The organism is Gordonia spumicola (assembly GCF_009932475.1).
Classification (GTDB): domain Bacteria; phylum Actinomycetota; class Actinomycetes; order Mycobacteriales; family Mycobacteriaceae; genus Gordonia; species Gordonia spumicola.
Genome location: NZ_BJOV01000005.1, coordinates 2123698 through 2147290, shown reverse-complemented (window position 1 = coordinate 2147290; position 23593 = coordinate 2123698). Strand labels below are relative to the sequence as shown.

General features: G+C 64.2%; 25 protein-coding genes and 1 pseudogene. 16 read left to right on the top strand and 10 right to left on the bottom strand.

Features of this window, described 5'->3' with window-relative positions; genetic code table 11:
* Nucleotides 1-3: 3 nt before the first annotated feature.
* From GYB83_RS21295 to GYB83_RS21285, 3 genes are all read left to right on the top strand, one after another.
* Nucleotides 4-1260 (top strand): AI-2E family transporter, encoded by a 1257-nt coding sequence (locus GYB83_RS21295; RefSeq protein WP_161897280.1) that lies wholly within the window; start codon nt 4-6, stop codon nt 1258-1260.
* A 6-nt stretch (nt 1261-1266) separates the two neighbouring features.
* A complete protein-coding gene (ychF, locus tag GYB83_RS21290; RefSeq protein ID WP_161897279.1) occupies nt 1267-2346 on the top strand; it encodes a redox-regulated ATPase YchF in 1080 nt (359 codons plus the stop codon).
* Nucleotides 2347-2589: 243 nt separating this feature from the next.
* Nucleotides 2590-3186 (top strand): hypothetical protein, encoded by a 597-nt coding sequence (locus tag GYB83_RS21285; protein WP_161897278.1) that lies wholly within the window; start codon nt 2590-2592, stop codon nt 3184-3186.
* Nucleotides 3187-3265: 79 nt separating this feature from the next.
* Here the strand turns inward: GYB83_RS21285 and GYB83_RS21280 are convergent, their stop codons facing one another.
* Nucleotides 3266-3700, bottom strand: a complete 435-nt coding sequence (locus tag GYB83_RS21280) for a hypothetical protein (RefSeq protein ID WP_161897277.1) — start codon at nt 3698-3700, stop codon at nt 3266-3268.
* Between the two features lie 106 nt (nt 3701-3806).
* Between GYB83_RS21280 and GYB83_RS21275 the strand changes: the two genes are divergently transcribed.
* From GYB83_RS21275 to GYB83_RS21255, 5 genes are all read left to right on the top strand, one after another.
* Nucleotides 3807-6407, top strand: coding sequence for a replication initiator (locus tag GYB83_RS21275; protein WP_308469726.1), 2601 nt, complete (start codon nt 3807-3809; stop codon nt 6405-6407).
* 669 nt (nt 6408-7076) lie between these two features.
* Nucleotides 7077-7445, top strand: coding sequence for a hypothetical protein (locus GYB83_RS21270; protein WP_161897275.1), 369 nt, complete (start codon nt 7077-7079; stop codon nt 7443-7445).
* Between the two features lie 480 nt (nt 7446-7925).
* Nucleotides 7926-8990, top strand: a complete 1065-nt coding sequence (locus tag GYB83_RS21265; RefSeq protein WP_161897274.1) for a P-loop NTPase family protein — start codon at nt 7926-7928, stop codon at nt 8988-8990.
* A gap of 305 nt (nt 8991-9295) precedes the next feature.
* The gene (locus GYB83_RS21260; RefSeq protein ID WP_161897273.1) at nt 9296-9766 is read left to right on the top strand and encodes a hypothetical protein; all 471 of its coding nucleotides are present in this window, start codon (nt 9296-9298) and stop codon (nt 9764-9766) included.
* A 2-nt stretch (nt 9767-9768) separates the two neighbouring features.
* Nucleotides 9769-10095: a hypothetical protein gene (locus GYB83_RS21255; protein ID WP_161897272.1), complete on the top strand. Its 327-nt coding sequence runs from the start codon at nt 9769-9771 to the stop codon at nt 10093-10095.
* 137 nt (nt 10096-10232) lie between these two features.
* Here the strand turns inward: GYB83_RS21255 and GYB83_RS21250 are convergent, their stop codons facing one another.
* Entirely contained in the window at nt 10233-11942 is a 1710-nt protein-coding gene (locus GYB83_RS21250) for a site-specific integrase (RefSeq protein WP_161897271.1), read from the bottom strand.
* Nucleotides 11943-12275: 333 nt separating this feature from the next.
* Here GYB83_RS21250 and GYB83_RS21245 point away from each other — a divergent pair, with 333 nt between their 5' ends.
* Nucleotides 12276-12665: a DUF1877 family protein gene (locus tag GYB83_RS21245; protein WP_161897270.1), complete on the top strand. Its 390-nt coding sequence runs from the start codon at nt 12276-12278 to the stop codon at nt 12663-12665.
* Between the two features lie 168 nt (nt 12666-12833).
* Nucleotides 12834-13247, top strand: a complete 414-nt coding sequence (locus tag GYB83_RS21240) for a styrene oxide isomerase (protein WP_161897269.1) — start codon at nt 12834-12836, stop codon at nt 13245-13247.
* 57 nt (nt 13248-13304) lie between these two features.
* Here GYB83_RS21240 and GYB83_RS21235 read toward each other — a convergent pair whose 3' ends face one another.
* The gene (locus GYB83_RS21235; protein WP_161897268.1) at nt 13305-13757 is read right to left on the bottom strand and encodes a hypothetical protein; all 453 of its coding nucleotides are present in this window, start codon (nt 13755-13757) and stop codon (nt 13305-13307) included.
* A gap of 212 nt (nt 13758-13969) precedes the next feature.
* Between GYB83_RS21235 and GYB83_RS21230 the strand changes: the two genes are divergently transcribed.
* Nucleotides 13970-14461 (top strand): peptide-methionine (S)-S-oxide reductase, encoded by a 492-nt coding sequence (locus tag GYB83_RS21230; RefSeq protein ID WP_161897267.1) that lies wholly within the window; start codon nt 13970-13972, stop codon nt 14459-14461.
* A gap of 20 nt (nt 14462-14481) precedes the next feature.
* Here the strand turns inward: GYB83_RS21230 and GYB83_RS21225 are convergent, their stop codons facing one another.
* On the bottom strand, nt 14482-14925 hold the full coding sequence (locus GYB83_RS21225; RefSeq protein WP_161897266.1) for an anthrone oxygenase family protein: 444 nt from the start codon (nt 14923-14925) through the stop codon (nt 14482-14484).
* Nucleotides 14926-15008: 83 nt separating this feature from the next.
* On the opposite strand from GYB83_RS21225, the gene GYB83_RS21220 reads away from it, so the two are divergent.
* Nucleotides 15009-15587: a TetR/AcrR family transcriptional regulator gene (locus GYB83_RS21220; protein WP_161897265.1), complete on the top strand. Its 579-nt coding sequence runs from the start codon at nt 15009-15011 to the stop codon at nt 15585-15587.
* Nucleotides 15588-15672: 85 nt separating this feature from the next.
* Nucleotides 15673-16110: a VOC family protein gene (locus GYB83_RS21215; RefSeq protein ID WP_161897264.1), complete on the top strand. Its 438-nt coding sequence runs from the start codon at nt 15673-15675 to the stop codon at nt 16108-16110.
* A 7-nt stretch (nt 16111-16117) separates the two neighbouring features.
* Here GYB83_RS21215 and GYB83_RS21210 read toward each other — a convergent pair whose 3' ends face one another.
* The 3 genes from GYB83_RS21210 to GYB83_RS21200 form a co-directional block, all read right to left on the bottom strand.
* The gene (locus GYB83_RS21210) at nt 16118-17107 is read right to left on the bottom strand and encodes a helix-turn-helix domain-containing protein (protein WP_161897263.1); all 990 of its coding nucleotides are present in this window, start codon (nt 17105-17107) and stop codon (nt 16118-16120) included.
* Between the two features lie 68 nt (nt 17108-17175).
* Nucleotides 17176-18150: an alpha/beta hydrolase gene (locus GYB83_RS21205; protein ID WP_161897262.1), complete on the bottom strand. Its 975-nt coding sequence runs from the start codon at nt 18148-18150 to the stop codon at nt 17176-17178.
* Nucleotides 18143-19054, bottom strand: a complete 912-nt coding sequence (locus tag GYB83_RS21200) for an SDR family NAD(P)-dependent oxidoreductase (protein ID WP_161897261.1) — start codon at nt 19052-19054, stop codon at nt 18143-18145. The genes GYB83_RS21205 and GYB83_RS21200 overlap by 8 nt, the downstream gene beginning before the upstream one ends.
* Nucleotides 19055-19206: 152 nt before the next feature.
* Here GYB83_RS21200 and GYB83_RS21195 point away from each other — a divergent pair, with 152 nt between their 5' ends.
* A complete protein-coding gene (locus GYB83_RS21195; protein ID WP_161897260.1) occupies nt 19207-19857 on the top strand; it encodes a glyoxalase superfamily protein in 651 nt (216 codons plus the stop codon).
* A 45-nt stretch (nt 19858-19902) separates the two neighbouring features.
* Here GYB83_RS21195 and arr read toward each other — a convergent pair.
* Nucleotides 19903-20306: pseudogene (gene arr / locus GYB83_RS21190) on the bottom strand (NAD(+)--rifampin ADP-ribosyltransferase).
* A gap of 152 nt (nt 20307-20458) precedes the next feature.
* On the opposite strand from arr, the gene GYB83_RS21185 reads away from it, so the two are divergent.
* Entirely contained in the window at nt 20459-21418 is a 960-nt protein-coding gene (locus GYB83_RS21185) for a glycoside hydrolase family protein (RefSeq protein ID WP_161897259.1), read from the top strand.
* A complete protein-coding gene (locus tag GYB83_RS21180; RefSeq protein WP_228461692.1) occupies nt 21415-22152 on the top strand; it encodes a class I SAM-dependent methyltransferase in 738 nt (245 codons plus the stop codon). The genes GYB83_RS21185 and GYB83_RS21180 overlap by 4 nt, the downstream gene beginning before the upstream one ends.
* A gap of 12 nt (nt 22153-22164) precedes the next feature.
* Here GYB83_RS21180 and GYB83_RS21175 read toward each other — a convergent pair whose 3' ends face one another.
* Nucleotides 22165-22806 carry a dihydrofolate reductase family protein gene (locus GYB83_RS21175; protein ID WP_161897258.1) on the bottom strand — a complete coding sequence of 214 codons (642 nt, stop codon included), beginning with the start codon at nt 22804-22806 and terminating at the stop codon, nt 22165-22167.
* A 123-nt stretch (nt 22807-22929) separates the two neighbouring features.
* On the bottom strand, nt 22930-23562 hold the full coding sequence (locus tag GYB83_RS21170; RefSeq protein ID WP_161897257.1) for a DUF2461 domain-containing protein: 633 nt from the start codon (nt 23560-23562) through the stop codon (nt 22930-22932).
* Nucleotides 23563-23593 lie beyond the last annotated feature (31 nt).

Sequence of the window (23593 nt, the reverse complement as noted above, 5' to 3'; positions counted from 1 at the left end):
GACATGGCGGTGCGCCGTCGTCGAAATGTCGGTGCCCTGTGTGACCATGAGGACGTGACTGAGGACAACGAGCACGCTGAACCTCTCGTGGAGCCCGACGAGGGCGCCATCGGCCCCGACGGCGAGCAGGGCCACTCGACCCGTGGCCGGGTGTTTCTCGCCGGACTGAAGTCGACGGCCACGGTGTGTCTGCAGATGATCGTGGTGCTCGCGTTCCTCTATGCGCTGATGATCCTGCTGGCGAAGTTCTGGGTCGTGCTGCTCCCGGTGATCCTCGCGATCGTGGTCTCGACCGTGCTGTGGCCGCCGGTTCGTTGGCTGCGGAGCAAGGGCGTCCCGGCCGCCGGTGCGACCGTCCTGGTGGTCTTGATCGGCGTGGGCGTCGTCGCGGGGGTGATCGGTCTGATCGTGCCGTCGATCGTCGATCAGGCCCCGGAGCTGGCGAATCAGGCCGTCGACGGCGTCAAGCGAGTGCAGGACTGGGCGCAGGGCCCGCCGCTGAACATCGGTGACGAGCAGATCTCGTCGGTCGTCACGGAGATCACCGACAAGCTGCAGAAGAGCGCGTCGACGATCGCGACGGGTGTGTTCAACGGTGTCGGGGTCGCGACGTCGGCGATCGTCACGCTGTTCACGACCGCGGTGCTCGTCTTCTTCTTCCTCAAGGACGGGCCGCGGTTCATCCCGTGGCTCAACCGCACGATGGGCGTCGCCGACGGACAGTCGCATCTCGGCGAGGTGATGCTGCGGATGTGGAACACCCTCGGAGGGTTCATCCGGACGCAGGCGATCGTGAGCTTCGTCGACGCGGCCCTGATCGGCATCGGTCTGGTGGTGTTGAACGTGCCGCTGGCGGGCGTGCTCATCGTGATCACGTTCATCGGCGGATTCATCCCGATCGTCGGCGCGTTCGTCGCCGGAGCCCTCGCGGTGTTGATCGCCCTCGTGTCTGGCAGCGTGACGAAGGCGCTCATCGTGTTGGCGATCATCCTGGTGGTGCAGCAGTTGGAGGGCAACGTCCTGCAGCCGTGGCTGCAGGCCAAGTCGATGGACCTGCACGCGGTGATCGTGCTGTTGGCGGTGACGCTCGGCGGTTCGCTGTACGGCATCACCGGCGCGTTCCTCGCGGTGCCCGCGGCGTCGTGCCTCGCGGTGGCGTTGCGGTACATCTTGGAGCAGATCGGAAAGGCCGCGGGGGAGCAGATCGCGGAAGAAGACGCCGAGGCGGCGGCGAAGGCCGCCAAGGGCCAGATAGACTGACCACCCGTGAGTCTTACCCTCGGAATCGTCGGCCTGCCCAACGTCGGAAAGTCGACCCTCTTCAACGCGTTGACGCGTAACGACGTGCTGGCCGCGAACTACCCGTTCGCGACCATTGAACCGAACGTCGGCGTCGTCGAACTGCCCGACGTTCGTCTGCATCGCCTGGCGGAGATCTTCGGCAGTGAACGGATCCTGCCGGCCACCGTGTCGTTCGTCGACATCGCGGGCATCGTGAAGGGCGCCTCCGTCGGTGAGGGCATGGGCAACCAGTTCCTCGCCAACATCCGCGAGGCGGACGCGATCTGCCAGGTGGTCCGCGTGTTCTCCGACGACGACGTCGTGCACGTCGACGGCCGCGTCGATCCGTTCGCCGACATCGAGGTGATCGAGACCGAGCTGATCCTCGCCGACATGCAGACCCTGGAGAAGGCGTTGCCGCGCCTGGAGAAGGACGCGCGCAAGAACAAGGACCTCGCCGTCCTGCTCGATGCCGCGAAGAAGGCGCAGGAGATCCTCGACGGCGGCAAGACGCTGTTCTCGGCGAAGGACTCGTTCGACCTGTCGTCGGTCCGTGAGCTGCACCTGTTGACCGCGAAGCCGTTCCTGTACGTGTTCAACGCCGATGAGGGCGTGCTGACCGACGATGCGCGCAAGGCGGAACTGCGTGCCGCCGTCGCACCGGCCGACGCCGTGTTCCTCGACGCCAAGGTCGAGAGTGAGCTCCTGGAGCTCGACGAGGACGACGCGAAGGAACTCCTCGAGTCCATCGGCCAGGACGAGGCCGGTCTCGCACAGCTCGCGCGGGCGGGCTTCCACACCCTCGGGCTGCAGACGTACCTGACCGCGGGCCCCAAGGAGTCGCGTGCGTGGACGATCCGCCAGGGCGACACCGCCCCGAAGGCCGCGGGCGTCATCCACACGGACTTCGAGAAGGGTTTCATCAAGGCCGAGATCGTCTCCTTCGCCGACCTCGACGCCGCGGGCACCATGAACGACGCCAAGGCCGCGGGCAAGGTCCGCATGGAAGGCAAGGACTACGTCATGGCCGACGGCGACGTCGTGGAGTTTAGATTTAATGTCTGACTAACGCCCTGACCAGGGGCAACACTCCCCAGGACGCTGTGGCACACGCCGTGGCGACCTGGGGAGATCCTCGTTTTGTGGCAAAGAGTTGTGGCAGACCAGCGATACCCCTCCCCGGTATGCGCCCCGCCGCGCCCCGTCGAACCGTTACCAAATTGTGACCTAACGCCTTGGGTTTCCAGAATGCGCCCCCACGGTGAGTAGTAGTCCACCCGCTCACTACTTGGCTACGGAGGTTTCGCCATGACAGACACTCAACTCCCCACTTCAAAACCCCACATTCTGACCCGCTGGCACTTGATGCGCGGCCCACGCCACCTCCACATCGTGGTTGTGGTTCTCCTCGTCGCCGCTACGCTCCTAGGCGGAGTTCTGACCGGCCAGCGTTTTCCTACAGCGGAGCCGTCTTCGTTGGCATACGAGCCGTGTTCCGTCGCTGACCAGGGCCCTGTGAACTACGGGTCCACTGGCAGTACAGACGGAACGGCGGACTTTGCGCGACTTGCTAGCCAGTTCTCCGGCAAGGTTGCCGTCCTGGGCTCAACGGCGCTGACCACCTGGTTCGCGGTTGACAGCCCTGCCGAAGTCGTTCAGTCGATCTATCTCGCTGTTCCGTTTGGAGCGGTCCCACCTCGTGCAGGCGTCATCGGTGACCTAATCGCTACCAAGCCGATGTCGCAAGACGACGGGTATTCGATTTGGGCGGTTGTCCGGACAATTGAGAACGATGAGAGCCGCTACGCGACAATGGATGAAGTCCTCGCACATCCAGAATGGCTGACGCCCACCGATTACGAGTTCAAGGCGTTCACAGCCTTCCAGTGCCCCGTGATCGACTAGTCATTCCATAGCACAGCCTCTCCTGGCAATAGGAAGAGCCCCCACTCCATCATCGGACTGGGGGCTCTTCGCGCTCACACTACTCGCTCAGGAGCGCTTCAAGATCCTCTGGTGTTGAGAACGTCTTCAGCGCCGCCACCTTGACCTCCGTCAAAACGTTCTGCTTCGTCCACCGGTCCGCACCTTCCGGAAGTTGGTTGTTGTACCACTCCCGCAGTGCTGGCACGAGCACCTCACGCCCGTGCTTCTTGAACAGTTTCTCGGTCAATTTCGCCCAGTCGCGCGCAACCTTGTCTGCCTCGCTGGCCGCCTTCGGTGCCGGTGCCGGGGGAGTAGCGCGCCCACCCCGTTGCCGATTGACACCAGCAACCGCAGCGTCCCAGGCCTCGATTGTCAGAGCCCCTTCAGAGAGAAGTCCGTCCAGCGCCTCCGTGATCTCCTCACGCTTGCTCGAATCCAGCACCACGTACTGCTGCCCGAAGACACTCAGAAAAACGTTCGGTTGTTCAGTCATTGCGACTCCTTCTCGTTGGACGACACTACGGGCGACTTGTGTTCCCGGAAAGCGCCCTCACAGTAACTACTAGACCCACTACCCGCAACAACCTCGGAGGAAGGAGATGACAGACACTCAGGAGAGATTGTTTAGACCCTCGGAACTTTGGGCAGATCTAGGTGTAGACCCTGACGCCTTCCCAGAGGACGTGGAGTTCCTCGAACCTAACGACGAACCTATCTGGTCCAGCGCCGACGACGATGCAGCCTTCTCGGCGGTCACTGGCCTACTGGGAGCCGGTACAAGTGAGCCCAAGCCCTACGTGCCTCTAGCCGACCAGTGCGTGCGGCCTATCGTTCTGTCTAGCCTGGCCCTTCACGACCAGGGTTCACAGCGGTTGGTCCTCCCCTGCGGGACCCGCCGTGAGGACAAGTGTGCTCCCTGCGCTGCTGCCTACCAGGACATCCTGCGCCGATCCGTGCAGGAGGGGATGCCAAGCGCCGCAGCCGGTGACGGTGGCATTGTGCTGTTCGTGACGCTGACCCAGCCCAGTTTCGGTGCCGTCCATCGCTACGACTGGACCCGCAAGGACACCGCCAAACTCGCCGCTAAGCACAACCTATCCTCCACCAGTGAGGAGTGGCTTTCCTCGCACGATGCTCGTGGTTTCCAGGTCCTGTGCGTCAAGCGCAATGCTGCTCTTGCCCACATTCCGAAGGACAGGCGGCTCATCGAGGGCGACCCTCGGGCAGACTCTCTCGTCGGTACCCCTGTCGACCCTTCCACCTACGATTTCGCTGGTCAGGTACTTCATAACCGCATGGCTGCCGACCTGATCGCCCGCACCTCGCCCTACCTCCGCTCTCGTCTGCGGTTCTACGAGGACTTCGGCTGCACAGTCTCGATCAAGATTCTGGCCGAGTTCCAGAAACGCGGGGCCCTGCACTTCCACTGCATCATCGCAGTTCGCCCGCCTACAGACCCCGGTCCGTACGTCGATATGCGGCCTGGTTCGCGCCGACTTTGGAAGATGGGTGACATGGTGCCTGCGCCCGGTGTTGACGAGTGGCAGGACTTCTTGTTCCTCTATCGCCGCGACAAGGCCGGACGAGTGTGGTGCCATCCTATCCTCCACTGGGCCCATCAAGACTTCTCGCCTGCCACAGTGAAGAAGCACTTTGAAGATGGGTGGGGCCCTGGGCCGTCTGCTGCCGTTCCTGCTGAGGTTGCGCACTCCATCACTGCATACGCCGACCCGCTCCGCCCAGCCATTCGCCAGGCCGCACTGGGCTGCCTCACCTCGCCCAACGCCCAGGTCTACCTGCCCGACACCGCCACCTACCCGGTCCCGGATCGTATCTCTTGGGGCTCCAACGTGGATATCCGCGTTGTTGCCACCCACGACACCGACCGCGACGGCGACCACCGCAACTCCGCCCAGCGCCTCGGTGCCTATGTGGCCAAGTACGTGTCAAAGGCCGCTGGTGCTGCTGGGTCCGCTTTGGCCGGTTCAAAGGGTGCACGGTTCCTCCACCTGTACCGCCTGCGCCTGGAGACTCTTGCTCAAACCGCCACCCTGACGTGGTTGAAGTGCTTGGCATCGGCAGAGCGCTCTACTCAGTCCCGTGTAGACCGCCTGCAAGAGTCATACACGTCCATGCCCGATTCTGCAGATGAGGCGGCATTTCAGAGTGCCTTGGCCTGGGCTGCGTCCCACAGTGCCCACGAGCGCTCCACCTACTTCACGCACACCGCCCAGTCGTTCGCTTGGATGGATGCTGTGCTGTCGACAGTCCGCTTTGGCGGTCCCGATCCTCTTGCCTTCGATCTTCTTGACGAGGCGGACCGCGATCTGCAGGGAGTCCCGTTCGAGTCGGTACGCCAGAACTATCGGGATACCGGTGACGCGGTGGTCGACTACTTCACAGAGAACGCTCGCGAGAAGTTCGGCCAAGTGTCCGCCGCTTCCCTGCACCGCGCTGGACTCATTGACGACGCTATGGTCGATGACTGGCTGTCTGTCCTGGAAAGAGGGGAGCGCGCCGTTGCCTCCTGGAGTCCCACACCTCCGAAACCGTGGGACCTGGGTGACCCCCTCCGGGCAACGGCTCCTGCAACCCCGCCCCTTCCCTTCGATGCTCACCTGCTCTCCAAGGTCACAGATCTTCCGTCTGGGCTGCGTGAGCGCGTACGGCCTCTGCTGACTACCTCGGGCCTCTCGCAGGCCTGGGCCGAGTACGCGATGCGTCGCGCCGCTTCCGCCTTCCAGGATCAGATGGACGATGCCCAGGGCTTCGTGGTCGCTGCCCGGACTGTGCACGCCTCGAACCGCGCAGCCGTTCTGTCCTTGGGCTACGCGCCCGCAATCAGCACTGCCGTCACTCTGTTGGCAAAGCCGTCGGGGATCAACCGGCCGCTCCGCGAGGTTATGGCCAACCCTGAGGAGTACTTTCCCGACTTCGGCCACCTCTCCCCCTGGTTCCGATTCCGTAGTGAGATCGAGAAACTGATGGACTTTGCAGGCCATAGTGGCGGGGTGAACTACTCGTCCCGGTGGCCAGTCAGCATGTCTGAGATTCGGGCTCGGCGTGCCGCGTGGGCTGCCGACAACTCTCCTTCTTTGACGCCTGCCTCGGATGATGACGTTCAGCCTGTCTGGTACCTCGATCTGGAGAAGACTGGTGACCTCCGACAAACCCGCCACCAGTTCAGCCCAGGCCCGTGACCCTGTATTGAAGGCAAGAAGTCCTGAGCGTGCTCAGGTTTTCGCGCCAGCCAGATAACTGAATACGACGAAACCGCAACCCTATTGCGGTCTATTCGACGTGCCTTCTACATCCCAGTTCGGAAGGCGCGGCCTTGTGCTGTCCGCAGTGCCTCACCCTTCGGGAAAAGGACGCGCGGAGGTCCCAGCGGTAGGGGAGGGGTGGCGGCGGGAGCGACCGGCGGAGCCGCAGCGCGGACGCCAGAGGCCCGGACCGAGAGTGCAGCGGCCAGAGCGGGGATCTTTTCCAGGGCTCGGCGGAGCCGAGCCCCTTGGTTAAAGAAGAAAATTTCCCCCCAATAACCCAACCCCCACTAAGGGTACCCTAATAAAGTCTGTTGGCTACATAATTGATGTCCCGTACTTGTGCTCACAGAAGGTGCCCCCACAGTAGTAGGTATAAGTTCCCGACTCTTTGGAGGTGTTGCCGATTGCCAACCCCAGTCCTCTGCCCGAACACTGCCGCAGTGTTGGGGAACTTCGTCATGCCCTTTTCTCGATGGAGGTGGACCATTTGACATGTGACAGAGATCACATCAAAATCCTTGTGTTCTGGAAAAGCGCCCCCAAGGTGTTTAGTAAGCCCGGAAACACCGGGTACCGCTTACCGAACTAACGGAGGTCCTACTCATGAAGGTTGACACTACTGCAATCGAGGTTCTCACCCTTTCTAGCGCGGAGGTTACTCGTGCCTACACCTGGAATGAGGGGTCCGGCCAGAAGACTGACCGGATCGACAAGGAGACCGGCCTGCCCGTCTGGCAGGTTCAGTGTGAGATCTGGGATGCTGACGACTCTCATGCCCTGCTCCTCGGCAATCTGAAGATCGTCTCGGCAGAGGCCCCGGTTCTCACTCCTCGCACCGTGTACAAGGTGTCTGGCCGTCTCACTGCAGTCAAGTACGTGGCCGGGTCAGGTCGAGCAGAGCATAGTTTCACCCTGGTTGGTGACCTCCGCACCGAGTCGGGTGTGGCTAAGAAGTCTGCACCGACGGCCTGACGCTGCCGGGGAGGGGTGGTCTTGCTCACCACCTCTCCCCACCCCCTTCTTCACCAATACGGAGGTAACCCACATGTCTTATCCACCCACTACTAGATCCAAATCCGAGTCAGTCGGCTTCGTCCTGGGCTTCTGGCTTCTACGTCTTCCCCTGCAAGTTCTCGGTGTTGCTTGGCGGACCCTCAAGAAGTTTCCCGACCTGTTCCTCGCCGCACTAACATTCCTGCTTCTCGGGCTGAACGTCGCAGTACCTGGCTTCGACACTCCATCGAACCTCGTAGGCCTGGCTGTCGGCTACACCCTCGCGATGTGGGTCGGTGTTCGTATGCGTCGCCGTCGTGCGCTGCTTGCAACTCAGGCTGCCGCTGAGCAGGTCCTAGCCGACAATCCTGCGTGGTCGCACGAGACCCCTCGGGTTCGCGTCACCTCGCCTGCATCGTTCCAGAAGTCTACTCAAACCGCCTTCGGGGGTGAAATTCGATGACCATCTTCGACGCATACCGCGCCCTGGCCCCTGTGCAGATCATTGAGGTGGATACGCCTCGCGGTGCTAGCGATCTGGTTGTGGAGTCTCTTGCCGGTGTCCTGCAAGCACGTCTACGTGCAGAAAGTGTTTATCCGCTCAATGTTCAAGTTGGCGGTACCACCAAGTTCTGCGTTGTGATGCGCGACCTGATCTCAGAGCCCTTCACTCCTGGTACGCCGTCTGGTGCTGAGTTGTTTCCTATCGAGAAGTTGGCCGACGGTTGGGTTCCTGTTGCGGTCGATGACCTTGGTGAAGTTGTGGAACTGCCTCTGTACACGCCTGGTCAGGGCGGTGTCCGTATCCTGATCGCTGGTTCCTCGGGCTCTGGCAAATCGACGGTACCCAACAACGTTCTAGCCTCGGCTCTACGCTCCGCCGCTTACGACGTCTGGCTGGCGGACCCGCAGATGCAAACTTTCGGGGCTTACGAGCCCTATGTGACCCGCTCTGCTTCAACTGTGGAGGACATTATCCAGATGGTTGTCGACCTGGACACCTTGAAGGATTCTCGGGTGGATCAGTACATGGCCGATGGAGACGACTGCTTCCAGGCTCCCAAACACGGCAAGCCGATCATCCTCGTTCTGGAGGAACTTTCCGCGATGACCGACACCAACCCCGATAAGAAGAGTCGCGCTGTTTTCGAGGCCGCTTTTACCTCTCTGGCCCAGCGTGCGCGTAAAGCGGGGATCACTCTCGTGGTCTCGATGCAGGTCTCGTCTGCGGATACGATCCCGAGTCGGGCGCGTAGTCAGTTTGATATCCGTGTTGCCCACCAACTGGCTACGCCGTCGGATACCGGGATGATTCTGCCGTCAATGCCTCCTGGTGCTCCGCAGCCTCACGAGATCGTGGGTTCCATCGGCCGAGATGGTCTCCGTACGAGTGCAGGGCTGTTCATTCTCGGTGGTGAATCTGTCGACCGTGTTCGCCGGTGCCGTGGGTGGCACATCCCGAAGACGGAGTTCGTTTCGCGCTTCCTCGCACCTCCGCCTGCTAGCCCGTCAGATGAGGGGTGAGGCACATCACATGATGTTGGGTTGTGTTTCCGGGAAGCGCCCCCACTGTATTGAGAAAGACCACATTCTAGAACGGAGGTTCACCATGAGTCAGTCCCTACTGTCCGCCCATCAGGAGTTCTGCGCATCCCTGCGCCGATTCCGTACTGCCGCAAAGGCCACGTCATCTTCGCGGGACGTCTCGCGTGTTGACTCCCTACTGCTAGATGCCAGCCTGCTCGCGTCAGAGGCTCTTCACCTGGCCCTCCGGCAGGCGCCGCCCGTCGTGCCTGTTCAGATGACCCTCGATTTCGAGGACGCGTGCAATGACTGATCTCGCCGCAGTTGTCGCTGCTAAGAAGTCGTCCTCAGACGCCGTACTGTCCTTGCTTTCTGAGGTCGCCGTGTCCAAGGGCTTGCTGACCAAATCCATCGCCTGCGCGTCCTGCTCTGACCGACTAGAGATCTCGTACGCCGGTCTTTCGGGAGATCCTGATGCCTACCTGGTCTGGGAAGTTCTCGGTGAGGTCACAGTCCTCTGCGCCGGTTGTTCTGCCAAGTTTGCTGACGACCCGATTCAGGGCAGTGTCTCCGAACTATCCCGGGTTACGTACGAGGACCCAGCCACTTCGGAAACCGTGGTCTCTTGGCTCGCGCCTGAGACTGCAATCGAGGTAGTTCGCAAGATCAACGATGCGATTGACGACGGAATTGATGTGCGCGTCCCTTCGGTAGAGCATGGTGCCGCTACTCAGATTCGACATTTCGCCCACTGGCGGGCCCTCCGGGGTGCATAGGGATGTTCAAGATCATTGACACCGGAGACCTCTACCTGGTCCGCGAACTTGCTTTCGACGCCTTTGCCGATCCGGGTATTGCGCTGGCTTCCCTGGACTCCCTTGTCGGTTCCCGTGTCGACTTCCTGCCCAATTACGTCGGCACTGAGTACGTGGGTTTCCAGCCTCTCCTGGAGTTCCTTTCTGCATCTGGGTATCTTCCAGGGCCTGCCGCAGATCTCGCTATCGAGATTGCCGGTGCTTGGGAGGCTGCCTTCCTCGCGTATGCGTCAGCGGTCTTTGCCGGTTACCCGAATCTTCTTCGCTCGGGCGTTGTCGGAGCCACCTGATAGATCATGAGCGTGAAGTTGCTCGGCGTACTGCTATTCCTCATGCTGGCTGTCAACGGTGTCTTGGGCTGGGGGTCCCTCCTGCTCCTCGTGGCGGTGTGGCCCCTGTACGTGATCATTCGTAGGGTGTTATTTCACTAGCCCTCAAACCCTGTCTGGACGTAGGCCGTATCCACGGCTGACGCATACCGACTAAGGGTGAAGGTCTCGTCCGAGTGCCCCGCCTGCTGCGTGACGAAGGGTATATCCAGGTCATGTGCGATCCACTGCGAAATCGCAAAATGCCGCAAAGCGTGGTGTGTCCATCCCTGTCGAGATCTCGCGGTGTGTCCGGGTGCCTCTCCCAGGAGATCCTGTAAGTGGTCGTAAATGGGGTTCATCATCCGCGCCGTGAAGTTGGTGGGGTCTTGGTAGATGCCGTTCGTGGGCTCGCGTTGGTACGGCCATGAGGCGGGGTAAAGGGGCTCCTGAGAACGTTTTCTCGCGTTGCGTGCAGGGAACAGTAACGCGTTCTCCCAGACCCCTAGGTCTCTGTTTGACTCTTCCCAGAGTTCCCTGAGTCGCAGGTACAGTAGGAAGTGCAAGGGGATTGGCCCGTCGTCGTCCTGCCCCCTCCAAACGTGCAGGGCCTGGTCGATTGTCGTCTCCCAGACGCTCCGATGCCTGTCGACCTCCGGCAGTTTCGAACGCACTTCCTCCCCCATGTCCTTGACGTGGTAGTTCGGGTACAGGTAGGGCTGGATCCATACCTCCCTTGTCCGGCCTTGCTTGGGGAGCGAGATTGCCATTCTACCGCCGCTGAGCGGGGAGACCTGCTCCTCCACTCGGATCTTGCGAGTCCAGAGCGCCTGTCTCAACGGGTCCCAGTCTTCGCGGATGGTTCCGGTCAACGTTCGGGACATGTCGCCGTGCGCGAACCACCCTTCAAACTTCGCTGTTCTAAACTTCCCGCTGCGGTCGATGAGGTGCCGTGGGCGAAGCGCCAGGACCTCTCCTATGCGGAGACCTGCTCCAGCGCCTAACCCCACGACCAGCGCAGCCTGTCTGTACCTTGACGCGAGTTCGAGGGTCTCCGTCTTCCTCCTGGCGTCGGCGTCCTTGTAGTGCCTGGGGACTCCGCGCCTGTTCTTCTTGATGATGTGCTCGGGTAGTCCGCTCCAGATCTCGATCTCGGGTTCAACGTCCCTCAGTCCGAACTCTTCACGGACTCCGGTGATTGGGTCTACCGGTGCGGGCAGTATTGGTTCCAGTGGGTGTTCTTGGCACGTCGACAGTGTGCAGTTGATGAGCGCGTTCACGTACCTGGCGCTTGGGATTTGGTTCCTCGGGACCATTCGTGACCTGTCCGCTGTTTTCGTCCCCGGAAGTCTGAGCAAGTCGCCGTAGTGGTTTCCGGGCATTCCGGTCCACCTCTCGACACTGCCGAAAACGCCTCGCAGGATTGATCGCACCCTTTTCGCCTGCTCCCGTGACACGTCGAGTTTCAGGCCCTTGATATGTGCGTCGGTGATCTTCGTGACCAGTAGGTGCCCCAATTGCGGCTGGAGGTTCGCCCTGTACCTGTACCTGTAAACCTCAATCGTCCGGTCTACCCAGCGCTCTTGATTGTCCGCTACCCAGTCCTCGAAAGCCTGATCCACACTTGGCGGCTGGCCACCCCGGATCTTCCGGCCCGGAATGTAGTCTCCGAGCGCCTCCCGAGCACGCGCTAGCGCCTCGTCCCGGCTCGATCCGCCCGTCAGCACCCTGCGCTTGCCTCCGGCATCCGTGATCGCGTACCTCCAGAATGCTTTGCTCGCCGTGGGTGCGTACAGCGTCGCCTGCCCCCCCAGCACCTGTTCCGACATCCTGGCCCCCTATCGTGTGGCAAATCGTTGTGGCAAGAGGCGGAGTGACCTCCTGGTGACTGGAGCATAGCAGCAGGTCAGGGCGTTTGTGAGTGTATGGGGTACTGGCGCGTGGTGGAGTTCCGGTTCAACGTCTGACGCGTAGTACCACTCTGAACCGACGATCATGAGCGGCTGCCGCAGGTTGCCACTCTGTGGAAATCGGGGCGTGCGCGGAGTATTTGTCCACATGATGGTTCTCCACGGGGAATTCGCTCGTTTGCGATGAACACTGGCGTCATGGGAATTCGATACTTCGCACACGCAGTCGGTCAGGTACTCACGAGTGAGGCGGTGGCAGACTCGCTCGCTGTGCGGCGCAGCCGCTACCCGGCGACGCTCGATCTCGACAAGGCGTTCAGATCGCTTCAGAACTTCACGGGTCCACGTCCCGGGATGCCGGCTCGGCCGGCGTTCGCGATGTTCGAGGGGGCCGTCACGAACACTGGCTGTGGGTATCTGCCGTTCGAGCGTGCCTTGGGGGCGCGGGAGGTGCAGGCGATCGCGGCGGACCTCGCGACCATCGACGACGAGGATGTGGCGGCCGACGTCCGTGCACATCCCGTCTATCGGGACCCCGATGACAGGGAAGTCGAGTATGTGCTCACCTATTTGCGCCAGGCGCGTGAGTTCATGTCGTCTCTCGCCGCGAACGGGCAGGGAATGGTGTACACGATCGGGTGATCCTGAGCAGTCCAGCCGTACGATCGGGTCGCGAGTGACGTGGGTGAGACGTACCGCACCGGCCTGTATTCCGAGGATCGCAGTAGCCGACGTCTCGAACTTGACCCGACACAGGCGGACGCGCCGCGAAAGGCTTCCTGCCCGCGGCGGCAGGACTATCGTCCAGAAATGGAAACCGTCCTGTTCGCCGCTGGTCTGCTGTTGTTCCTGCTCGGCCTGATCACCGGGATGCTCACGCCGGCGATGGCGAACCCGCGGATGGCCGTCGCGAGTCACCTACAGGGCATGACCAATGGGCCGTTCCTGATCGTCGTCGGACTCCTGTGGCCGCACGTCGACCTGCCCGGCGTCTGGCAGATCGTGACGATTGCACTCCTCGTGTACGGCACGTATGCGAACTGGTTGGCGACCCAACTCGGTGCGCTGTGGGGTGCGGGTCGTCGGTACGCGCCGCTGGCATCAGGCGACCACGCCGCGTCGCCGGGGCGGGAGCGGATCGTCGACTTCCTCCTCGCCTCGCTCGCGGTCGCCATGATCGTCGCGACGGTGCTGCTCATCGTCGGGGTGCTCCTCGGCCGGTGAGCCACAGGCCCGGGTTCGGCGCATTGCGAGCACTCACTCCGGGGGCGGTGGCGTCGGTCAGACGCGGACGATTCCACTGCAGGTCGGTCCGCGCTGAGTCTGGAACAGTCCGACGTTGATCGCGCTGATCGTCACCTTGACGCGCCCGCTGGCCTTGATCCCGGTGATCGTGTAGCCGGAGTCGTCGCCCATCGTGTGGTGCCAGGTGCGCCGGAAGGTCTGCGTGCGGTTGTTGCTCAGAGTGGTGACCTTGACCGTCGTGTACGTGGTGTACGGCAACACGTCTTTCGAGTCGGAGTTGATCGTGATCTGTCCGGGCCACGGCGCATTGGTGGTGATGTTCGCTCCGCCGTAGAACGGGAATCCGAGATAGTTCGGATTGGGGCCGTAGCAGTTGTTTCCGATGGTGAGAACTCTGGACGCGGCGTGTGCGTCCGGGGCTGCCACCAGCGTTGATGTCAGCACAGTGGCGGTGACGCCGGTTGCCACGGCGATCTTCTTCATGGTCATGTGGAACTCCCCTCCATACTTGCATCTGGTGATGCGGCTCATATTCAACATCGCACTCCGTCGATACATCGATACTGGATCGGCGATATTCGTGACTGATCATCGGAATGGGATTCTCGTCTTCTTCTGGAACAATGATCGCAATGTCGAGGGAATCCACGGACGATCGAGAGGCGCTGGGCGCATCGTCGCGGGTGTCGTACGATCGAACGATGGCCGACGATTTCTCGGAACACGAGGTCTACCTCGCGGGGGGATGCCTCTGGGGCGTGCAGGCGTTCGTCGAGACGTTGCCCGGCGTGACCTTCACCGAAGCGGGTCGAGTGAACGGCTCGACTCGTTCACTCGACGGCGACTACGACGGGTACGCCGAGTGCGTCCGGACCCGTTTCGACCCGACCGTGGTGAGCGTCGAGCAGCTCATGGCTCACCTCTTCGAGATCATCGACCCGTACAGCGTCAACCGGCAGGGGCCGGACGTGGGTGAGAAGTACCGCACCGGCCTGTACTCCGAGGATCCCGGGCACCTGCGTCGGGCGCGAGCTTTCGTCGACGCGCGGTCGGACGCGGACCGGGTCGCCGTCGAGGTGCTGCCGATGGTCAACTATGTGCGCAGCGCCGACGAGCATCAAGATCGGCTGGCTCGGTGTCCGGACGACTCGTGCCACATCCCTCGGGAGCTCTTGTCCAAGTACCGCAGTTGACGTCGGTATGCGTGTGACGCTCATGCGGCGACGACGAGCAGGGCGAAGGCCGCGATGAGGACCGCGACGCGCGCGTAGTGGTACCGGTCCCACTGCTGCATCTGCGCTTTCCAGTCGGCCGGCCGATTCTCCGGCGTCCAGGTCTTGCTCCGATTGTTGATCGGGACGAGCAGGGCGATCGACATGATCACGCTGACCATCAGGAGGGCGGCCCCGGCGACGATGAGGCCCGCGCCCGACCGTCCCCACACCGTCGCCGCCCAGACGCCGGCGAGCACCATCGACCCGATGTACCAGAACGGCATGAGGGCGCCGAGCATCCGGCCGCCGTGGGCCCGACCGAGCTGATTGCTGTCTTCGGGGAGCGCGTTGAGGATTCGGTTGACGATGAACGCGACGCAGAACTCCACGCCGACGAGGATTCCGACGACGACGATCGTCACGACTTCGAGTGCAGTGCCCATGATGTTCTCCTGACCGACAATTAGCTGTGATCAGAAATCTAGCACTGCTAAATCGGCATGTCTATCAATGCTAGAATTTCTGTATGGCGATACAGGATCGGAAGCGTCGCGAACGAGCGGAGCGCGAAAGGCTCATCGTGGCGACCGCGCGCGAGATCGCGGAGCGCGACGGATGGGAGGCCGTCACCACGCGAAGACTCGCCGACCGGATCGAGTACAGCCAGCCGGTGCTGTACGGCCACTTCCGCGGCAAGAAGGAGATCATCGGCGCGGCCGCGCTGGAAGGCGCGTCCGAGTTGGCCGAAGCGATCAGGGGCGCGGTGGCCGACGCCGACACGTCGACTGGACGGATTCGAGCGCTGTCCCGCGCGTACCTTGACTACGCGGCCCGGAATCCGGCCGTCTACGACGCGATCTTCCAGCTCGACGGCGGTCTGACGTTCGCCGTCGACGACACGCCGGAACCCCTGAAGGACGCCTTCGCCGCGCTGTACGAGAACCTCGCCGACGCCGCGGGCCCCGGCGTGGACCCCGGCGTCTACACGGAGACGTTCTGGTCGGCATTGCACGGCCTCGCGACCCTCACCAGGGCGGGCCGCCTGCCCGGCGATCGCGTCGAGGAGCGGATCGACCTTCTCGTCGATCGACTCGCAGGTCGGTGAAACGCTGGTCATGAGGCCTGGACATGCGAGCCGCACTGCCGCCTGATCGAACGCGGTCGTCCGGTCGAGTGCGTACGGTGGACCCATGCCCATCAAGCTCGAGAACGTCGGCATCGCGGTGGACGACATCGACGCGACCGTCGCCTTCTTCACCGACCTCGGCCTCACCGTGCTCGGACGGGACGAGGTGAGCGGCGAGTGGGCCGACACGGCCGTCGGGCTCGACGGCAATCACGCTCGCATCGCGATGCTCCAGACGCCCGACGGGAGCGGTCGGCTCGAACTGTTCGAGTACATCCATCCCGATGCGATTCCCACGGAGCCGACCCTGCCCAACGAGATCGGCATGCACCGGGTCGCGTTCTCCGTCGACGACATCGACGAAGCGCTCGCGATCGCCGCACGACACGGGTGCCACCCGCTGCGCGGCGTCGCGAACTACCAGGACGCCTACAAGCTGACCTATGTGCCCGGACCGAGCGGGATCATCGTGATGCTCGCGCAAGATCTCACGAAGGGCTGACTCGACCTCAGGCCTCGCGGTCGGCACGCCGAAGTCGGAGGACGAGCGTCGCCGCCGAGCATCGCATTCGACCGACAGGTGTACGTGGGTCGTAGCCGAGGGCCCTGGTCAACGACTCATGCCGCGCTTGGACCGTCGAATGGTGCATGCCGAGGCGTGCGGCCGCGGCACGGACACTGTCGGCTTCGACGAGCGTCCGGAGGATCGTCGTCTCCAGTGGGTCGAGACGTTCGAGCGCGTCAACGTCCTCGGCGTTGGAGTCCGGGGCCTGCAGCAGCTGCAATATCACGCCGAGGTCGGTCGCATCGATCGTCCGGTCCTCGCGATCGGTGAGCCCGAACGCGATGACGGCGCCGTCCCACGACTCCGGGGCCCGGTCGGCGCGGACCCACACGCCGAACCCGGAACGTCCGACCGGCGTGCCGACGACGCCCGTGACCGGAATGTCGACGGTGGCCCGCAGCATCCCGAACCGGGTCGCGACGATCGTGGACAGACCGCCGTCGGGGGCAGGATCGTCAGCACTGGTCGCGATCACTCTCACCTGGGTGGACGAGTCGATTCGCAGCCGGGCGAGGACGGCGGCGCGCTCGCCCACGGGCACGGCCGCGTCGATCACGGCGTCGAGCCCGTGTCTGACGGCCGAACGCGACTCGAGCAGGGTGATCGCGAACGCCAGCCGCTCGACCACCATCGCATCGTTCACGAGCGGCGGGCCCTCGCGTTCCAACCACACGCGACAGTCGGACGACGCGGCCTCGAGCACCGCCGGCCGGACCACCTCACCGGCGGCGAGACGACGCCCGTCATGGCCGACACGTGTGGTCCTCGACCGACGCTCCGCACCGGCGACAGTTCCGGACAGCACCGCCGCCGATCGGAGGAGACCTTCGAGGCCGACACCCGCCATGATCAACGCGTCGAAGTGCGCGATGACCTTCAGGCTCTCGGCGGCCTCGGGGTCGAGCGCCGTCAGTCGGCCCCGCAACTGCTGCATGCGTTCTCCAAGGCTCGATTCGCACTCAGGCTACCCTCCGAGCCCGCGGGCGTGAGCCCGTCGCCGACTCAGGACCCGAGCAGTCGAGCGACCCAGTCCGCGCGAGCCGCGATCGCGGCCTGGGACACCGCCGCATGTGGGGCCAGTTGGTCGAATCCGTGGAATCCGCCCGACCAGACGTGCAGTTCCGTCGGGACGCCCGCCGCCCATAGTCGAGTGGCGTAGGCGACGTCCTCGTCGCGGAACACTTCGGCCGAACCGCAGTCGATGAACGTCGGCGGAAGGCCGGACAGATCGTCGGCCCGAGCGGGCGCGGCGTAGATCGGCACGTCGCCGGTGCCGCGATCGGCGCCGAGCAGTGAGTCCCAGCCGAAGCGGTTGCTAGCCCGATCCCAGATGGTGGTCACCTCGTCGTACTGGAGCGAGGCCACGGTGACGTCGCGGTCATCGATCATCGGGCACACCAGCACCTGGCCGATGAGAGACGGGCCGCCGCGGTCCCGGGCGAGGAGTGCCACGCCCGCGCTGATCCCTCCGCCCGCGCTCGCGCCTGCGATGAGCAGTCGGTCGGGGTCGATGCCCAGTTCGGCGGCGTGCTCGACGGTCCACGCGAGGCCCGCGTAGCAGTCCTCCACTGGGTACGGGTGCGGAAACTCGGGAGCGAGCCGGTACTCGACGGTCACCATGACGGCGTCGTGCTCGACGACCCACGGCAGCATGTGGATCGGGCCGTTGAGGCGGGTGCCGACCACCATCCCGCCTCCGTGGATGTGGAAGATCCCCGGTCCGTCGCCCGTGTGATCGGCGCGCGAGATCACGGTGGCCGCCAACTCTGCGCCCTCATGTCCGCGAACGGTGATCTCGCGCGCGACGAGGCCGTATGCGGCGAGCGACTCCTCGGTGACGTCGACGGAGTCGATCATGATCTGCCGCATCAATGCCATCGTGTCTGCGGACATCCTCGGCATCTGCGTGCTCACGACCGACAGGACCGCGTCCAATTCGGGATCGACGGGTGGGCGGGCGACGGTGGCGTCAGTCATTGGTGACTCCCGCGTTCACGAGATCGGCCGAGACGATGGGGTTGCCGCCGTCGGCGAACGCCGCAGCCGCCGGATCGGGGCCGTGACGACCGTCCAGGCCGTCGAACGCCGCGACGATCTCGGCGTGCAGCGCCGCCACGGGCACCCCGAACTCGGGGTGGGTCGGGATCAGGAACTGGCGGGCCTGCATCGCCTCGACCACCTGCACGCCGACGAGATCCGGATCGGCGCCCGCCGCGGCGATCGCCGCGTTCGCCTCCGCGACCGTGGTCTCGGCGTCACGGCCGAGGAGTTTCGCCTCGCCCGCCGCCGCCGTGCGCGTGATGTCGGTCGCGACGGTGCCGGGGACCAGCAGCGACACGTCGATCGCTGTGTCGCGCAGTTCCTCCCGCAGGGACAACGAGAGTCCGACGCTCGCGAACTTCGACGCCGCGTACGACCCCACGAACCCCATCGGGGTGAGTCCCGCCATCGACGAGCAGTTCAGGACATGCGCTCGCGTCCCACGCAGTTTGAAGCGCGGCACGAACGTCGAGATGGCGAGGAACTGCGCGTCGACGTTGATCGACTGCACCCACCGCCACACCGCGAACGGCGTCCGCTCGATCGGTCCGGGCGTGCCGACGACGCCCGCGATGCTGCACAGGATGGACACTTCGCCGAGTTCCTTCTCCACCCGGTCGGCCGCGGTCGCCCACGCATCGGGATCGCTCACGTCGAGTACGACGGTCGACACGACACCGCCCGCGTCGGTCAGTTCCCCGGCGACGTCGGCGAGCCTGCCCTCGTCGATGTCGGCGAGCGCCACATTGGCGCCCGCGGTCACGAGGGCGCGGGCGATACCGCGTCCGATTCCCGATGCGGCTCCTGTCACGAAGGCGGTTTCTCCTGCGGGCCAAGTCATTGTCGATCCTCTCGGTTGTTCTGCGGTTTCGTGACTTTCAGTCTTCGCAGCGGGCGGGGGAACGGACAACCGCCGATCATCACCGGATTCGGCGGATATGACCGCCGTTCGCGCGCTCACCTCGATCGGTGGTGACGGATATCCTCCAGGGCATGTCACAGATCGTGTTGACGGGCCGCCTGACATGCGCGACGGCCGACCAGGCCGACCGCGTCCGCGAACATCTGCCGCGTCACGCGGCACTGACACGCGCCGAACCTGGATGCGTGTCGTTTCACGTCGAACCGACCGACGATCCGCTCGTCTGGCTGGTGTCGGAGCGGTTCGCCGACCGTGCCGGATTCGACGCTCACCAGGCTCGGGTCGCCGACAGCGACTGGGCTCGTGCGACCGACGGCGTCGACCGCGACTACCGCGTCGAGGAGGCGGGCTCGGACGTGCCCGACGTCGGTCCGCCCATTCCGGTGGTCCGGATGTTCGACGAAGCGTCGGCCCGCGACTTCTACATCGACTACCTGCGATTTCGGGTCGAGTGGGAGCACCGGTTCGAGCCGGGGACTCCGCTGTACATGCGGATCCGACGCGGCGACGCCGTCATCGATCTCTCCGAGCATCACGGTGACGGGACGCCGGGCACGGTGGTGTGGATTCCGATCAGGGATGCGGCGGAATTTCACGCCGAGCTCGTGGAGCGTCCGCACCCGAAACTGCGACCGGGGATCGACGTCGACTCGCCGGGTGGTCCGACGATCGTGGTCATCGACCCGTCGGGGAACGTGCTGAGGTTCTGCCAGCCGACGTAGGGCGCATTGCGAGCTCCCTTCGCCCGCCTGGGCGGAGTAGTGCACCTAGTTGATGATCTCGGCGGTGCCGTCGCGCACGCCCGCGGCCAACCGGTCGCGCCACGCCTGCAGTGCGTCGGGCGTGAGTCGGGGCCAGTCGGCCACCTCGTCCACGACGACGATCGGTTCGGCACTGCGATACGACCGAGTCGGATTCCCGGGGAACTTCTTGTCCGTCACGTTCGGATCGTTCTCGAACTCGCCGGTCGGTTCTACCCGGTAGACGCGCGGTTCGCCGTCGCCAACTCGGCCGCCAGCCCGGCGCCGTTCACGAGGGCGGTGAAGTAGATGTGATTCATGACGATCTCGGGCCGGTAGTTCGAGCGGAACCCCGCGGTCAGACGGTCGCCCGCTCGCAAGTCCGCCTTGGTTCCGTGGAAGAACGGCCCGGAATCGAGTGCTTCGCCCATCTGCGCAGCGTATGCGACCGAGAGGGGCGAGGCGCCGGCATGCGCTCATCCGTCGTCGCCTCAGGCGGAATCCACACTGTCGACCGGGGTGAATTGGGAACTGTTCCGTAACGATCGGGCGGGGAGCGGCTGAGATCGCGGATACTCGACTGGTGACGCGAACAGTTCGGACCCTGACACGTATCGCCGCAGCGCTCCTCGCACTATGCGGACTCGTCGTCGCGGTTCCCTCAGCAGCCCACGCGGCCGGGTGGAGATACACCGTCGTCGCCTTCAGCGGCGCGACCGACCGCACGATGGACGTCTACGAGTCGGACGACGCGACATCGTTCACCGTTCTGCAGAAGGCGGCGTACAGCCCACCCACCGGGCGGGTACGTGACCCCAGCATCTTCCGTGCGGCCGACGGCGAATACTACGTCACCTACACGACCGCCAACGGTGCGACGATCGGTTTCGCCCGAAGCTCAGACCGCGTGCACTGGACCAAGATCGGTGACTACGGCGTCCCGTACTGCTGCTTCCTCCTGCCCGGCACCGGCGACGGACATGCGTCTGTCCCGGGCTTCGGCAGCACCGGATCGCTGCTCCGCGAGGTGCCGTCGCTGTCGCCGTTCACGACGAAGGCCTGGGCGCCCGAATGGTTCGTCGACGGCGGGCGAGTGAACGTCATCCTGTCGATGTCGACGGGCGGGGGCTTCGTTCCGTACCTGATGACGGCGCTCGACTCGACATTCACCCGATGGAGCCTGCCGACACCGCTCGACGGCATCGGAGCCGACCACATCGATACGACGGTCGTGAAGATCGGCTCGACGTACCACGCGTTCACCAAGAATGAGACGAAGAAGGTCATCCAGCACGCCGTCGCCACCTCGCTGGCCGGTCCGTACCGGTTCGTCCCGGCCGGTGACTGGGGAACTCTTGTCGAGGGGCCCGAACTGGTCCAACTGCCCGACGGTGCCTGGCGGATCTTCCTCGACGCCTACACGAAGGGGAAGTACCTGTACGCCGACAGCACGGACGGCTTGGACACGTGGACTCCGCTACGCGAGGTTCCGGGGCTGTCCGGGGCGGCCCGTCACATCGGCATCATGCGCGAGGCGTCTTGACCGATGCGTCGATCCAGCCCGGGCTCACTCGTGGTGCCGACGGTTCGACGATCCGCACGCGCCGCAAGGCCCTTGACCTGCGCCGACGAACTGTGTTCGATGAGTTGATGGCCCTCACCGATCGCCCGACGGCATTCCTCGCCCGCCAACTCGGCAAGCCGAGCGGCGCGGTCGGGCGCATCGTAGGCCGGATCCTCAACCGTCGAAATGAGGACGTGGTGCTCGCGGCCGTCGACGCCGCCGGTGCGGGCGCCGATTCGACTGTCGTCGATATCGGATTCGGTGGCGGCGTGGGCCTTCGGGCGCTGCTCGCGGTGTCCGATCACGTTCACGGGGTCGAAGTCTCGACCACCATGATCGACGCGGCGCGCACGGCGTTCGCCGACTCGATCGAGTACGGCAGGCTCACCCTCCACGAGGCGCCGATGGATGCGTTGCCGTTCGACGATGCCGCGGTCGACGCGATCGTGTCGACGAACACGATCTACTTCATCGACGACCTCGATGCGGCCTTTCGCGAGACCGCCCGCGTGCTGCGCACCGGTGGACGGTTCGCAGTCGGCATCGGAGATCCCGAACGGATGGCGGCGATGGCTGTCACCAGCCACGGATTCCGCCTCCGGCAGCCCGACGGCGTCGCCGATTCACTTCGCGACGCGGGCTTCACCAGTGTCGACCATCGCACGCTCGGCACCGGTCAGCACGGATGGCACCTGGTCGTCGGCATTCGTTGACTCCTTCCGACCTCACCTGCCGAATGTCAGGTGGACGACGCCGCTATCAGCGGTCTCCGCGGTGACCGCGTAGTCGGCTTCCAGTCCGCGGAGATCGTCCCACAGGCGGTCGCCGCTGCCGAGGATGATGGGGGCGATTGCGACATGGAGGCGGTCGACGAGGCCCGCTTTGAGGAACTGTCGGACGACGGTCGGCCCGCCACCGATGCGGACGTCTTTGCCGTCGGCCGCGGTGAGGGCACGATCCAACGCCTCCCGCGGAGTGGCGGAGAGGAAGTGGAAGACGGTGCCGCCCGACATCTCGATCGACGGCCTCGCCGTGTGGGTGAGGACGAAGACGGGCACGCGGAACGGCGGCTCGTCGCCCCACCAGCCCTTCCAGTCGGGATCGTCCGGGAAGTTGTGCAGCCCGAACATGCCCGCGCCCATGATCTCGGCGCCGACCTCGTCGAAGTAGGCGCGGGCGTATTCGTCGTCGACGCCCGTGGTGCCCTCACCGGACGTGTCGTGCAGAACCCGTTCACGGAAGGTCTTCGTGGAGACGTACGCATCGACGAGGCGGCCCCAGTCGTCGCCCATCGGGTTCTCGGGCGTCTGGTCGGTGGTCGTCGCGAACCCGTCCAGGGAGATGTTGAGGTCGACGCGGACTGCCATGGTGCGCTCCAAGGTTGACTGAGGTGATGCTCTCACGATAGGGGAGGCCACCGACAATCGGTCAGCGACTGTTGTCGAGACGTCCGCCTCCTCTCGACTCAGGCGTCCACGACTCTCGCCCGATCAGACGTCGCCGTGCTCGACGATCCAGTCGAGCAGGGGTTTCGTCTCGCGCCAGTGATCGCGGACCTGATCGACGAGGGCCGGTGTGTGGATCAGGTCGGCGAAACCGTAGTCGCGCATGGCGCTCATCGTCTTGTGGCGGAGCAGTTCGATCCGCGGGTGGTCCTTGTCCCAGCCGCGGGGTGCGGTCTTGAGCGTGTCACCGGCGAACTCCCAGCCCGCCTTCCGAAGGCGTGCGACGATCCGCTCGAGTTCCGGGCCGTGCCGGTCGTGGTCGATCGCCTTGCGGATCGCGGTCAGCCTCGTCGGGCTCGCCTCGTAGAAGCCCGCGCCGACCCGCACCCCGGGCGCGCTGATCTGCACGTAGTACCCGGTCGTCGGGGCGACGGGGACGAACGCGCCCTGATGCGTCTTGTACGGCGACTTGTCCTTGGAGAAGCGCACGTCGCGGTTGGGTCGGAAGATCTTCGCCGCCCCGAACTCGTCGGCCAGCTCGGCGGTGAGCGCCGTCATCGGTTCGGCGACGGCCGTGCGATAGGTGTCGCGGTGCGCGTCCCAATACGACTTCGAGTTGTCGAGTTCGAGGTCGTCGTAGAAATCGAGTGCGGCCTCGGGGAATCCGGTGAACGGCATGCCGACAGCGTATCGGTCACGGGCGGGTCCA